Here is a 14388-nt window from a genome sequence, read left to right on the forward strand (position 1 = left end):
TAAAATGAACACGATACCCTGTAGACCTAATAGATTAAAATGTTTTTCCTATTTTTGAAAAACGAAAGCTCAAATCAGTTTTGTGCTGTTCTTTTTTGTTCTAAAACTCAAACCTGACCCATTATGATTTACGCCCTAGTCGTTGCCATCGACCAGTATCCCATTGCACACCATCGCTTGAACGGATGTGTCAATGATGCAAAATCACTGGTTGCTTACCTGGAAGGTAACTACGACTGTGAAGAAATATCGATCAAAACCATTTTTGACAAGGATGCTACCAAAGCGAACATTGTCGCTGGTTTCAAGCATTTCCAGGCGGCTAAAGCCGAAGATACTTGCTTACTTTATTATAGTGGACACGGATCACAAGTCGTCTCACCCACTGAATTCCATCACATTGACCCCGATGGCAAGCTTGAGACACTCGTCTGCTGGGATAGCCGTATTGCATCCGGTGGCTACGACTTGATGGACAAAGAATTGTCTTACCTAATTTGGGAGGCAACTCACCAGCATAATCAACACTTTGTTGCCATTTTTGACTGTTGCCATTCTGGTACCAACACCCGCGATGTACGGGTGACTTCACGTATGGCAGAGACGGCTCGTAATATTCCAACTGTTAATGACTTTTGTGGCAAGGAGCGCTACCAAAAAGGCGCAGCTACTGCCGGGCGTATTGATTTAACACCTCCCCGAGGCCGTCATGTAGCACTTGCGGCAGCTAGTGCCAGTGAGACAGCCAAAGAACTACGCATTGGCGAAACGACCAGAGGTGCATTTACGTACAACCTTATTTCTTTACTGGAACAGTACAACGGGCAGCTCACTTACAGCCAGTTAATTAGTAATTTAAAAGTACTCGTATCTAACTACGTTGAGAAACAATCGCCTCAGATTGATGCTTCCGTCGAAGAGGATAAAAAGCGTTATTTCTTAGGCCAGTTGCCTAAGACAAAAGCACCGAGCTATACTGTCAATTTTGATAAAAAAGCAGATAGCTGGGTAGTAAACGCTGGTGCTATCCACAACTGGCCCGCTGACCGTGCCGGAGAGATACAACTAAGTGTCGACAATATCCAAATGAAGGTCACCAAGGTTGACATGATGCACTCGGAGTTGGCCGACAGTTCCAAGCTTGACAAATCAAAATCCTACCTCGCCAAACTCGAACAACTGCCCGCTCGACAAATCAAGATTGCCTTAGCCAAGGATAATGAAGCCGAAGGCAATAAAATCATCAAGCAAGCACTCAAAGATCGGGCTACACCCATTTATTTCGAATTCACCAAAGATCCAGATCAGGCAGATTATTGGGCAAGAGCCATTGATAACACCCTACGCCTGACCTTTCCAGGGGAAGATCGTCCGGTATTCCGCCGTTTAAAGGGCTACACCTCTGACAATGCAATGATTTTTCTGGATGATACAGAGAGTGTTGCCCATTGGCACCACGTCAAAAACATCAACAATCCTCGCACTACGCTTAAACGCGACGATTACCAGATTGAGCTTTTAAGAGTAGACCAACCCGGTGCATGGCTGGAGGATGACGATTGTCCTGCAACAGCTGTAAATTGGCAAGAGGAAGTCGTTTTCAACTATGACTACGATGCCTCTAAAGAAGGGGATGAGAAATGGCTACAACCTGCCTTTAGGCTGAGAGTAAAGAACACAAGCAAAAGGAAACTTTACTTTAGTGTCGTAAATATGCAAGCCGATTATGCTGTGAAAAACAAATTCATGGCACTGGAAGTACTAGAAGAAGGCGAAGAAGCTTGGCTATTGGATCGCATGGACAATGGAGATACTTACAAGTGTATCGCACTAGGGGTAGATGATGCATTTCTGGCCCACGGTGTCAACGAACTCACCGAGTACATGAAGGTATTTGTGAGCACTTTGGAACTCTCTACTGATGGCTTCAACCAGGAAGCCCTGGAAATGGATAATCCTACCCATGTTACCTTGAAAGCAGGTCGCAACCCAGCCAACCAGTCTCCTAAGCACGATTGGACGGTAGAAGATATTATTTTAAAAACAGTCCGGCCAACCCGTGAAGTGCAAGTTGGTGGCGGCGAACAGAAAGAAGTAGCCAACGCCATCACCATAGAAATGCCAGCTGGCGTAAGTAGCTTAGCGACGTTAAATTGCCAACCGGAGGCCGCTCGTAATTTATCAGGTAGCACTCCCCTACCCGATTTCCCCGCTGGCTGGTCGAACCATGATTTGGCTGAAGGTCTGAGCCAAAAGCCACCAGTAAATGTCCTGGAGTTTTACAACTCGGAGGGTGCCGACAAGGTGAATGCAGATAACCCCATCAAGGTGAAACTCAACCTGATGCCCACCGAAGATGAGTTTGTCGTTCCCGTCGGTTTTGACCCCGAAACGGGGCTGTACTACCCGATAGGAATGATGGATGAAGACGGTATGGTACTGATAGAAGACTTGCCCGACCCGACCCCTAGTGGCACGCGTAGCCTGGGAGGTTCCATCAAGATTTTCTTCCAGAAAACGGTGGGCAAATACCTGCCTTTCGTATACCAGCACCCACAGTTAGCTATAGGCACTTTTGTAGACGCTGATCCGCAAGAGAAAGCAGCTGTTGGAATAAAAATTGATTATAACACCGATGCTGCTGCTGTAAAAGCAGCCGTAGCTGGAGCTGACCGTATTGTGATGTACATTCACGGCATTATTGGCGATACGCTGGAGATGCCGAAGAGCATTCGACTGGTCAAAGATGCTGCTGGCCATACGCTGGAAGACGAGTATGACCTAGTCCTTACCTTTGATTACGAAAACCTCAATACACCAATTGAGGATACCGCCCAAGCATTGAAGGACAGATTAACGGCCGCTGGCCTCGTTGCAGATCACGGTAAAACGTTCCATATTGTAGCACACTCTATGGGTGGCCTCGTGAGTCGTTGGTTCATTGAAAAACTAGAGGGCAACCAGGTTGTCAATCATCTTTACCAGCTGGGTACTCCTAACCAAGGTTCGCCTTACGGGTCACTGTATGAAATGGCGACGCCGCTACTGGCGAATGCTGTTAACGGAGCAGCCTTTGTGCAGCCTTATGTTATTCCATTGCGGGTGGTGGGCAAATTTTTGGATAAACTATTCTTCACCCTCAAGCAGATGAATTCTGATAGTGACTTCCTCAAGGCGCTCAATGATGGCAGTGATCCTGGTATTCCGTATACCATTATTGCGGGTAACACACAGTTGATTCCACCTGCTGTTGCCGGGCCACAGGCGAAGTTATTACAAAAAGTAATGGCCCGCTTCAAGAGCCGTGGGCACTATGATGCGCTAGATTTACTTCTATTCAAGTCTCCCAATGACATTGCGGTGAGCACGGAGAAAATCAAGGTGATCCCTGGAGGTACCGAACGGCAGTTTCCACCAGTAGTTTTGGAGTGCGCCTGTGATCATATCAGCTATTTTGGCAATCCGGCTGGAATAGACAGCATGGCGCAGCTGATGCTGGGTGAGGATTAAGAAAGTGATATGTGGATTTTTCATCACATAGACACATAGGCTTTTTACATAGCCACATAGATTTTTTTTAATAAAAAGGGCAGACACTTTACAAGTGTCTGCCCTTTTCTATTTAAGACAACAAGCCTCAACAATAGAGACTTTGTCGATGCATTCGTCTTGGCGGCTTTTAACACCGTCAACATTGTGTTTCTTATCCCCTTCCTCGTCAAGAAGTATCCAGCGTAATTTGCCTTACTTCACGTAAGATACTTCTTTTACTGCCTTGATAATCTTTTCTGCATTTGGCAGGTAAGCTTCAACAAAAGGAGCAGCATAGGGAAGGGACACATCCGCAGAGTTTACGCGAATAACTGGCGCATCCAGATAGTCGAAGGCGAATTTCTGTACTTCGTAAGCCACCTCGCTAGAAACACCAGCAAATGGCCAAGCTTCGTCTACGACGATGAGGCGATTGGTTTTCTTAACCGATGCTACGATGGTATGATAATCCAGCGGGCGAATGGTACGTAGGTCGATAACCTCGGCACTGATGCCTTCTTTCGCTAATTCTTCGGCTGCTTCCAGCGTTGGGAGCATCATCTTATTGTAAGATACCAAAGTGACGTCGGTACCTTCGCGGCGTACAGCGGCTTTACCAATAGGTACGAGGTACTCTCCTTCTGGTACTTCTCCTTCGAAACCATAAAGCATCTCTGATTCCATCACACAAACAGGATCATTGTCTCGAATGGCGGATTTCAACAAACCTTTAGCATCGGCAGGATCAACACAAGAAATGACCTTTAAACCTGGCGTATTGGCCATCCAGCTTTCGAAAGTCTGTGAGTGTTGCTGTGCCAACTGTCCGGCAGAACCAGACGGGCCTCTGAATACAATCGGGCAATTAAACTGCCCAGCTGACTGTGACAATGTCTTAGCCGCATTGTTCACAATCTGATCGAAAGCCAGAACAGCGAAGTTCCAAGTCATGAATTCAATAATAGGACGTAAGCCGTTCATAGCAGCTCCTACTCCAATACCAGCAAAACCTAGTTCTGCAATTGGCGTATCGATAACCCTTTTAGGGCCAAACTCATCCAGCATGCCTTTACTTACCTTGTAAGCACCATTGTACTCGGCAACTTCTTCTCCCATGAGGAATACATTCTCATCACGGCGCATCTCTTCAATCATGGCTTCCCGTAGGGCATCCCGTAAGGCTAACTTTCTGGACATATTTTAAAATGTTTGTTTTTTTCTATTTAGTGGCACAAAAATAATAAATCAATGCTTTGTTGCAAGCCAAACAGACCCAAGGTTTCTAAAAGAAGGTCATAATATTGCTCTAAAGCGCAATTTAGCGTATTTTTGCGGCGCGATTTAAAAATAAACTATTCAGTGGGCTCGTTGGTTTGCATGAGTAGGATATTTATCCCTTGAACACAATTATTGCGCAAAAAATAAATTGAGCCTTCTTTTAGGTTTTCCAAAAAGCTGACACGCTTGAAATGAACCGCTTAGTCTGCTTTTTGAAAAACGTCGGCTCAATTTATTTTTGTGCTGTTTCTAACAAGGCTTTGCCTAAAAATAACGGCAGAGCACTAAACTAAACCTCCATGAAAATTTCACGCCAGCGTATCAGCCAAGCTTCTTTGTTTTTCTTTGCTACCGTATTGCTTTCTTCTTGCAATCGTGGTTATGGCTGCCCTTCTAACTTTGACTTAGGTGAAACAGTTATCGAAGCTGCAAACACACTTGTTACTTTCTTGTTTTAGGCTGACTTTTCAGTACTAACAACCTTCAATTAGAACTATGATTAAGTGGAATGCTTTGACGAGTGTCGTCGAGGTCAATGACCTTGTAATGCAATCTCATCAGCAAGCTTGTCTTATTTTCAAGCACAGTACCCGATGTAGCATTAGCAGTTTTGCAAAAAGTCGGCTGGAAAATGATTGGAATCTTTCCGATAAAGATATCCAACCGTTTTATCTCGACTTGATCGACAACCGTGCTATTTCTAACTACGTTGCTGATCATTTTGGTATTGACCACGAATCACCCCAAGTGCTTCTGATAAAAAATGGGATTTGCGTTTATGACACTTCTCATCTCGATATTTCCGTAAACGGTATCCAGGAAAAATTAGCGGCAGCTTAAATGAGGAGGAATGGAAAACATTGCCCGAGTTATTGAAACAGAAGATGGGTCACACAGCTTGTTTAGCGAGCAATTTGACGTAGCTTACCATTCCAAGTACGGCGCTATTCAGGAATCTGAACATGTTTTTATTCAGGCAGGCCTAGTGCCAGCGATGGCAGTCAAATCATCTGTTCGAATTCTAGAGATGGGCTTTGGTTCTGGTCTTAATGCCTATTTGAGTTTGTTATTTGCAAAAGAGCAGGAAAAGGCCATCTTTTTTGAATCGATCGAGGCATTTCCTATTCCCGCTCAGCAAGCCGCATACCTCAATTACCCTACCTTACTGAAAGGTTCACCCGAAGACTTCATGGCTTTACATCAAGCTCCTTGGAATGAACCCGCTGTCATTACACCAAAATTTACTTTACATAAAAGCGCAGGCACCATTCAAGATACGCCATTGAGTGGTGAATTTGATGTTGTTTTTTTTGATGCTTTTGCACCAAGGTCCCAGCCAGAACTTTGGGAAGCACCTGTATTTAAAAGAATCTACCAAGCCATGGCCCCCGGAGGTATATTCGTCACCTATTGCGCCAAAGGAGTTGTAAAACGTTGCTTACGCGATATTGGCTTCCAGGTGGAAGGTATCCCCGGCCCTCCTGGAAAAAGAGAAATGACCCGAGCGATTAAGATAAATACATGAGCCTGAAATCTCGCCTAATGCAGCGGTGCTTTGATTTAGCACGCCTGGGAGCAGGTTATGCCTCACCAAACCCCATGGTTGGTGCAGTCCTTGCTTGCGGCGAGAAAATCATTGGTGAAGGCTACTTTGCAAAGGATNGAGGACCGCATGCCGAAGTAATGGCCGTACGGAGTGTAAAACCTGCCGACCGGAAATTAATAAAGCAAAGTACGCTCTACGTTTCTTTAGAACCTTGTAATATCTACGGCCGTACGCCACCTTGTACCAACCTAATTCTTGAGGAAGGTATCCCACATGTAATCGTCGCAGCACGAGATCTTACCCCTGGTGTAAATGGATCTGGATTGAAACGCTTACAAGAACATGGTGTTATTGTAGAAGAAGCTGTTCTATCAGCGCAAGGCAAAATCCTAAGTGAATACCGCAATGTATTCGTAAGTAAAAATCGCCCATATATCCTGCTCAAGTATGCCCAAACAGCCAATAACCTGTTGGCACCAAAGGATGGGAGCACCCAATGGCTTACCAACGGCTACAGCAAGCGACTGGTGCATAAATGGCGAACCGAAACGGATGCAATCCTCATCGGAGCTGGCACCGCGAGAGGCGATAATCCCGCACTGACTTCCAGATTGTACCCCGGCAAATCACCGCGCCGGGTAGTGATTGACAGGAAAGGAAGTTTACCTCCTTCCTTAAAGCTCTTTGATGGTACGACCCCCACACTGGTATTTTGTCAATCAAAATCGTCTACTGCATCCAATATTACTTTTTTCCAGCACGATTTTACGCGGGCAGATTGGCTCCACAAATTACTTACACAACTCAGTGATCAAAAGATAGCACACCTTACTGTCGAAGGAGGTGCATGGCTGTTGCAAGAATTCGTAGCACAAAACCTTTGGGATGAAGCCCGGGTATTTACCACTTCCGCCAACTGGAGTGATGGTTTACCAGCTCCTCGGTTAGGGAAAATAGCCGCTAAGAAATTCCTACTACAGCAAGACCAACTTACGGTTCATTATAACTTTTAGTGATTATTAAAACCTCTACCATGTCTCACCGCTTGTTATTCATTCTATTCCTTCTTTCGTCTCTGGCATTAGCAGGGCAGAGCAATCAGCTGGAAACAGCTCTATTCCAATTACCTGATGTGATCTTCAAGTCTATCGACACACCTAGTGGTTATGCTGCGGCTTATGAAATACAGATCAAACAGCCGCTGGATCATGAGCATCCGGAAAAGGGCCATTTTTATCAGCGGGCTTTTCTTTCTCACCGTGGTTTTGATCGTCCTACGGTCATTTGCACAGAAGGCTACGACCGCCCAAGAAATCGCAATTATGAACTTACAGACCTGATTGAAGGCAATCAGATTGACGTAGAGCACCGTTTTTTTGGCACCAGTGTTCCCAGTGAAGAAATTTTCGACTACCAATACCTCAACCTTAAGCAGGTTACAGCTGATCTCCATAAAATCAACCAGGTTTTCCGAGAAATTTACCAAGGAAAATGGCTGAGTACCGGCATCAGTAAAGGTGGGCAAACAACCATTTTCTATCGCTATTTCTATCCTGAAGATGTGGATGTGAGTGTTCCTTATGTCGCCCCGCTCAACCTTGCATTAGAGGAGCAGCGTATTTACACCTTCCTCGACACCGTGGGATCCCAAGCATGTAGAACGGCATTATACAACGTTCAAAAAGAAATTCTAAACAATAGAGATTACGCACTGCCTCGCCTGAAATGGTATGCCAAAGGTGCTGGTCTAAATTTTAGCTACCTAAGCCTTGAAGAAGCTTTTGAATATGCGGTACTGGAATATCCATTTTCCTTTTGGCAATTAGGTGGCAAGTGTGAAGATATTCCAACAAAAGATGCAGGAATCGAAGCAGCGCTGGAACACATGATGGCCACTTCTGGCATCGATTTTTTTGCAGATGCAGGAATGAATGGTTATGCCAGTCATTATTATCAAGCAGGCTCAGAAATGGGCTACTACAGTTACGAGACGGAGGATTTTAAAGGCCTGCTCAAGGCTTTGCCAATGGAACCTCATCCAAGCGCCATCTTTATGCCGGAAGGCTTACCTAAAAGCTTTGATGGCCAACTAGTCAATGATGTGGCGGAATGGATTCCTGTGAATGCCGATCGTTTTATTTTCATTAATGGAAATTCGGATACTTGGTCAGCTACCGCCGTCCGCCCTACCGAAGGTATTGATGCCCTTTGGTTTTTCCTTGATGGCCTGGATCACGGTAAAGCCCGGATCAGGAACATGAAAACAGAAGAACGCGCCCAACTGGTGGACGCATTGGAGCGATGGCTGGAGATGGAAATTGAGTAGTCTTTTGGTAACAACTAAAGGGTTAGATGGTAAAACACCATCTAACCCTCTAACAATTTAAACCAATAAACTATTTCCGTTTACCTCCAAGAATCCCCAAGAGGCCACGGGCAAGTTCGCGGGCCAGAGTTCGGCCAATCTGGCGAGTGGTGGTATTACTCATCACTTTTTCCAGCGTAGATTTTTCGCGACGGCGTGACCCTGTAGACTTACGTGCTTTCGCTCTTTGTTCTTTCAGCTCTTCCTGTCGTTCTTCAGCATGGGCCGCTTCAATTTTATCCGTAAGGATATCGTGAGCGCTATCCCGATCTACCTCCTGGTTGTATTTCTTCACCAAGGGCGAATCCTTCACAATGCTGTTTATTTCTGCGTCAGTGAGGATATCCATACGTGATTCAGGAGCACGCAACATCGTGTGTACCAATGGCGTCGGAATACCTTTTTCATTTAGAGCCGTCACCAAAGCCTCGCCAATACCCAGTTCAGTCAGCAGCTGATCTACATCATAAAACTCGGTAATAGGATAATTCTGAGCGGCCAGGCGGATAGCTTTCCGATCCTTAGCCGTAAAGGCGCGCAAGGAGTGTTGTATTTTCAGGCCTAACTGCCCCAATACATTTTCCGGAATATCTGCAGGATTTTGGGTCACAAAAATAAGGCCTACCCCTTTAGAGCGAATAAGCTTCACAATTGCTTCCAGCTGATCCATCAGTGCATCAGAAGCTTTATCAAAAACCAAATGGGCTTCATCAATGAACAAAACCAATTTCGGTTTTTCGGCATCACCCGCTTCCGGGAAAGTGCTGTAGATTTCTGCTAAAATCTGTAGCATAAACGTCGAAAACAGCTTCGGGCGATCCTGAATATCAGTCAATCGAATAACAGAAACGATTCCTCGTCCTAATTCATCTGTTCGACATAAATCATCTACTTCAAAAGAACGTTCCCCAAAAAAAGTACCCGCCCCCTGCTGTTCAAGCTCCACTATTTTACGCATGATGGAACCAACACTGGCGGTGGATATACGGCCGTAAATTTCCTGCACTTCAGCTTTACCCTCATTCGTCATAAACTGAAGGGCCTTCTTGAAGTCCATCAAGTCCAGAAGAGGAAGTTCATTATCATCACAGTACTTGAAGACAACTGCCACAATTCCACCTTGGGTATCATTCAAGGATAAGATTTTCGAAAACAATACCGGGCCAAACTCCGTAACGGTAGCACGTAAACGCGCTCCTTTTTCATCAGAAATAGAGAGAAATTCAACAGGGCTAGCACCAGCCGTAAACGGAAGGCCTATAGCCGCGTGGCGTTCGTCGATCTTGCGGTGCCCAGGAGAAGGCATCGCAATACCACTAAGGTCACCTTTCATATCCATGAGCAAGCTAGGCACCCCTTCTTTTGAAAGTTGCTCTGCTAAAATTTGTAAGGTTTTCGTTTTTCCAGAACCCGTAGCTCCGGCAATTAACCCGTGGCGGTTAAGCGTAGCCATTGGTAAACTTACCAAAGTGTTCGTCTGGGTTGCTTTATCGAGCATTGCGCCCCCTAAAACAAAACTTGGTCCTTTAAATTGATAACCAGCATTGATGGTCTCTGAAAACTGCTCCAACATAATATCTAAATAAATTGTGGTCTTAAGACTTATTCTAGGCACTAAGGTAACTAAACCAAAATTGCTATTGGTTCCATTTTTCTACTCTCAACTCGTATTTACCCTTATTAAATGGCCATAAATCGATATTGAAATTCCCTTCTAATTCATCCTCCAGATCTATAGGCATGAAATCTTCGTAGAAATTTATCCCGGTTAGGGCTTCTACTTCATCAATAGAGACCGCAAATTTGTAGAGTGGTTCATAGTTGACTTCATTGTCCAAAATAAAACCGATTCCTTTCTGTTCAGGATCATCCAGGTCTAAAATCACCTTGTAATAAGCCGCAGGAATGGCCACTTCATTGTCTTTGCCGATATACCCTTTAGGTTCTTGACTCAACACAGGACCGGTAGCAATATAAAGGCGCTTGAATTTCTTGGCCCAGTCGCGTGTTAATTCTTCTAGTTCTCGCCAAATCCCCTGGTTGAAATTCCGCGATTGAGGACTGATGTTACTCATCAAAAAAGTCTCGTCCATCGCCACGGCATCGTAAGCCATATCAGCGGCGGGCACCATATGCCCACGGTCGTACCCAGATCCGCGATAATCATCTGGGCTAGCACTTCCCGTGCGAACAGCCGGATCCGGACGAAAATTATCATTGCGCTTCGTCCAGGGCTTGACAAGGTTTTCGTTAGTTAGCACATACGCTACCCAATCGGCTTGCTCATAATCTTCATTGTAACTCAATGTATAATCCTTATAATGATAAACTTCTGATCCTCTAATTTCGGAAGGCAAAAAATGATCTTCACCAACATAGGCACTCGGTTCATCAGATTCTCCGTCAATAAGTGGTGCTTCACCTCCAGAGAAAAAGCTGAACAGAAAATACAAGCCACCAGCAATAGCTCCGAAAATTCCCACTTTTGCGATCATCCCGCCACTTGCCTTTGCTTGATCCGCATGATTACGGCGTAATTTAGCCATGAATTGTTGATTGAGTGAATCGTAAAAATACAAAAAGTTGCTTACCAGCTGCAAACATCCCTTGATTTGATGATAAATAATTTCTGCCCCTATCTCATTACCCCTATCTACAAAGAATGTAATCTCTTTGTCATATCATATCGTGCAAATAGTTCGAAAAACATTCTTTTTTATTGATTTTAGCAATGAATGAACTAGTATCATCTACTTCTCTAAACCCACAAACAAGAATTATGAAAAATCGCGCTATCCCTTTCTTTTTCTTACTGCCCTTACTTTGTACAGCTCAAGACTACACCCCATTTTCTCTCATTAGCACCAATGCCTGGAATGAAGTAAGCTCTCTCGGCCTGCCTGACAACGATGGAACGGTTGGCGCTGGCGGAAACGAAAGGACAGGCTTCACTTACCAACTACTTGGTGACACCATTATTGATGATCAACAATACACCAAAGTCTACAGTAAAAACAACTGGTTTCAACGACGTGAACACGTCCCCCAAAATGGAGAAACCATAACGCTTGTAACCGAATATAACCTTGAGGAATCTTACGTACTGATTGGTGGATTACGACAAGACTCAATAGAAAAGAAGGTTTACTTTATTAACCTCAAATCGGGAGATTGGTACATGGAACGTTGTTTCACTTACAATCCTCCTTTCGGACAAGAAGCCCTTTTATATGACTTCAACCTGGCGCAGAACGATCTTATACAGATAGGTGATAACACCTTCACCTTGGCAAATACTCAAATGGTTACCCTTGAAGATGGGAGCCAAAGACAAAGCTATCAATTCGAAGAATCTGATTACACTTGGATCGAAGGTATAGGAAGTGCCATTGGTTTATTTGGGCCCTGGCAAGCAGCCCCTTTTGAGTCAGGCTGTGGGCTTTTATGCTATTACGAAGCAGAAACGACCTTGTTTATCTCAAATGAAAGCTTTGTCGGCCCTTTTTTAAACCTTAATGACAATTGCAATATGCTCATCATCGCTACCCACGACTTATGGCCCAAAGAACATGTTATGATTAGCCCAAACCCTTTCAAAGATTTTCTTCAAATTAATCTACATCCAGAATTACCTACGAGTCAGCTAAGTCTTCAAATTTACAACCCTCTAGGTCAACTGGAACTTCAAGAATTATTAACACAGGCGAGTCAAATCAATACCAGCTCTCTGAAAAATGGTATCCACCTTCTCGTCATTATCAGCGATAATAAATTGGTCTATCGGGCCAATATCATCAAGCAATAATTACACCGCTATAAAAAGGGTGCTTTATGAGGTTTTCATCGATCTCTAAAGCACCTTTTTATCATTGCTCTTCATTTTGGGGCCGTGCCATCTCCCGACTGATGCAGTCGGGATCGGCACCAGGCTGTCCGCTCTCATGCATTGCTGCGCATTGCATACCGCTGCCATCCCTCGGCCTTGCGCCCTACCGGGCCCCGCGCTCCGGCCTCACGGCCTGCGCGGCTATTGCTGTTCGTTAATAACACGAGTTCAAGGCAAATTCATGAATTTGCCCCTGTCGGCGTAGGCAAAGCCCCGATGGACGTAGATTATATCCACGTCATGTTTTGCCTACCCCCTAAATGCCCTTATAATCCCTCATATAGTTCAAAAAACCTTCGGTGCCTTTGGTGGTTCAATATATCTGGTGGTTCAAAACATGCTGGTTAACCAACTAAAAAACATAAAGACCAGTTAACCAGTCTTTTGGTTTACCCCCCCCCTTCGGCGTAGATTTCATCTATGTCGTGTCATGTTTGCCTCCCCCCTTAAATGCCCTTATAATCCCTCATATGGCTCAAAAACCTTTGCTGCCTTTGGTGGTTCAATGCATCTGGGGGTGCAAATAAAAAACGGCGGCACCCCGAAGGATACCGCCGCCTGTTGTCTATATATCGTGAGGAATTAATCCACCACGATCATCTGCTTCGTCGCGCGATGTTCACCAGCTTCTATCGTGTAGCTTAGTACACCGGTAGCACCTTGGATATCTTGCTTCGTTACATTGATCGTATTGTATCCTGCTGCGTAATCACCACGGATCACTTTGAGCACTCGACCGCTAGCGTCATTGATCGTTACCGTTGCCGCTGCATCCTCGGGCAGATTGAACCCGATCAGGGTCGCTGCTGCAAAAGGGTTAGGCGTGTTCTGGTACAATGCAAATTCCGCAGCTACATTCCAACCATTGGTAAATTCAATACCGAGATCAAGCACCTCTTCTCCCCTAGCAGGGGAGATGTCCGCAAGGACAGAGGGGGCATAGGCTTCTGCGGCCGTGTAACGGCTTGAGATGCTTAGCGCCTCACGTAGTGGTTGGTCCTCCGTTGCTCTAAGTACCAAGCTGAACAGGTGATCAGCTGTAGTTGCAGCGCCATCCCAGTTCCAACTCGTCGTGATCATACCCTGGTCTACAAAGCGTAGGCCAAAGTTAGCTGCTTGTGCTTGAGCATACTCGATATCTAGGAGTTCTACACCACTTAGTTGTAGTGTGCCCTGGTAGCCTTCGATCGTATTGAGCTCATCGGCACTTACGGCTACCGTGTAGGTATTGCCCGCTTTCATGTCGATGTCTTCCGCCTTCAGGTTGAAGGTACCGTTGAGAGTACGATCGTCTGCTGCCATTGCATTGGCTTGAGCAGATCCGTTTACATCACCGATCTTCACACCCACGAAGTCTGCATCCAGGATATCACCTGCCAGGTTGTTCTCATTGATCAACTCTGGGAAGGTCTCTGACCATGGATTCGTGCTTTCTGGGAAGTCGTAGTCGGCTTCTACAAAGCGCCAGCTCGTATTGTTAGGGAATGCTGTGATCACGTTGAGGATCAACTTACGGATCTGGATTAAATCCAGCGTCGTAATTGTTCCACTACGGTTAGCATCCGCGGCGATACGCTTGTATGGGCCATCCAGTACATCCACATTCAGGATGTGCTTGGAGATCTTAACGATATCAAAGGTGGTCACACCATTCAGTGGGTTNGTATTCAGGTAAGGTGTTACTGAGTAATCACCACCTAAAGCCAGGTTACTGAAGTTGTATGTTCCATCTGTATTCGTGGTCATCTGGGCGGTCATGCCACCGTTGATGCTCACTTCCAC

11 protein-coding genes are annotated in these 14388 nt (G+C 45.2%); 7 read left to right on the forward strand and 4 right to left on the reverse strand.

Features of this window, described 5'->3' with window-relative positions; genetic code table 11:
- Positions 1-123: 123 nt before the first annotated feature.
- Positions 124-3510 carry a caspase family protein gene (locus A3EU_RS0127815; RefSeq protein WP_020539465.1) on the forward strand — a complete coding sequence of 1129 codons (3387 nt, stop codon included), beginning with the start codon at positions 124-126 and terminating at the stop codon, positions 3508-3510.
- Between the two features lie 234 nt (positions 3511-3744).
- Here the strand turns inward: A3EU_RS0127815 and A3EU_RS0127820 are convergent, their stop codons facing one another.
- Positions 3745-4728 carry a pyruvate dehydrogenase complex E1 component subunit beta gene (locus tag A3EU_RS0127820; protein ID WP_020539466.1) on the reverse strand — a complete coding sequence of 328 codons (984 nt, stop codon included), beginning with the start codon at positions 4726-4728 and terminating at the stop codon, positions 3745-3747.
- Positions 4729-5108: 380 nt separating this feature from the next.
- On the opposite strand from A3EU_RS0127820, the gene A3EU_RS34450 reads away from it, so the two are divergent.
- The 5 genes from A3EU_RS34450 (at position 5109) to A3EU_RS0127845 (ending at position 8681) form a co-directional block, all read left to right on the forward strand.
- Positions 5109-5267: a hypothetical protein gene (locus A3EU_RS34450; RefSeq protein ID WP_020539467.1), complete on the forward strand. Its 159-nt coding sequence runs from the start codon at positions 5109-5111 to the stop codon at positions 5265-5267.
- Between the two features lie 37 nt (positions 5268-5304).
- A complete protein-coding gene (gene ytxJ / locus A3EU_RS0127830) occupies positions 5305-5649 on the forward strand; it encodes a bacillithiol system redox-active protein YtxJ (protein WP_020539468.1) in 345 nt (114 codons plus the stop codon).
- Between the two features lie 10 nt (positions 5650-5659).
- Complete coding sequence (gene mnmC2, locus A3EU_RS0127835; protein ID WP_020539469.1) at positions 5660-6334, forward strand: tRNA (5-methylaminomethyl-2-thiouridine)(34)-methyltransferase MnmC2; 675 nt, start codon at positions 5660-5662, stop codon at positions 6332-6334.
- On the forward strand, positions 6331-7368 hold the full coding sequence (ribD, locus tag A3EU_RS0127840; protein ID WP_020539470.1) for a bifunctional diaminohydroxyphosphoribosylaminopyrimidine deaminase/5-amino-6-(5-phosphoribosylamino)uracil reductase RibD: 1038 nt from the start codon (positions 6331-6333) through the stop codon (positions 7366-7368). The genes mnmC2 and ribD overlap by 4 nt, the downstream gene beginning before the upstream one ends.
- A gap of 20 nt (positions 7369-7388) precedes the next feature.
- Positions 7389-8681, forward strand: a complete 1293-nt coding sequence (locus tag A3EU_RS0127845) for a S28 family serine protease (protein ID WP_020539471.1) — start codon at positions 7389-7391, stop codon at positions 8679-8681.
- 70 nt (positions 8682-8751) lie between these two features.
- Here A3EU_RS0127845 and A3EU_RS0127850 read toward each other — a convergent pair whose 3' ends face one another.
- Both A3EU_RS0127850 and A3EU_RS0127855 read right to left on the reverse strand, forming a co-directional pair.
- Positions 8752-10293: a helicase HerA-like domain-containing protein gene (locus A3EU_RS0127850; protein WP_020539472.1), complete on the reverse strand. Its 1542-nt coding sequence runs from the start codon at positions 10291-10293 to the stop codon at positions 8752-8754.
- Positions 10294-10357: 64 nt separating this feature from the next.
- Positions 10358-11266 carry a DNA/RNA non-specific endonuclease gene (locus A3EU_RS0127855; protein WP_044087315.1) on the reverse strand — a complete coding sequence of 303 codons (909 nt, stop codon included), beginning with the start codon at positions 11264-11266 and terminating at the stop codon, positions 10358-10360.
- 233 nt (positions 11267-11499) lie between these two features.
- Here A3EU_RS0127855 and A3EU_RS0127860 point away from each other — a divergent pair, with 233 nt between their 5' ends.
- Entirely contained in the window at positions 11500-12525 is a 1026-nt protein-coding gene (locus A3EU_RS0127860) for a T9SS type A sorting domain-containing protein (RefSeq protein ID WP_020539474.1), read from the forward strand.
- A 663-nt stretch (positions 12526-13188) separates the two neighbouring features.
- Here the strand turns inward: A3EU_RS0127860 and A3EU_RS0127865 are convergent.
- On the reverse strand, positions 13189-14364 hold the full coding sequence (locus A3EU_RS0127865; RefSeq protein ID WP_425412747.1) for a T9SS type A sorting domain-containing protein: 1176 nt from the start codon (positions 14362-14364) through the stop codon (positions 13189-13191).
- Between the last annotated feature and the right edge of the window lie 24 nt (positions 14365-14388).

The sequence above is a fragment of the Lewinella cohaerens DSM 23179 genome (assembly GCF_000379805.1).
Taxonomy (GTDB): Bacteria; Bacteroidota; Bacteroidia; order Chitinophagales; family Saprospiraceae; genus Lewinella; species Lewinella cohaerens.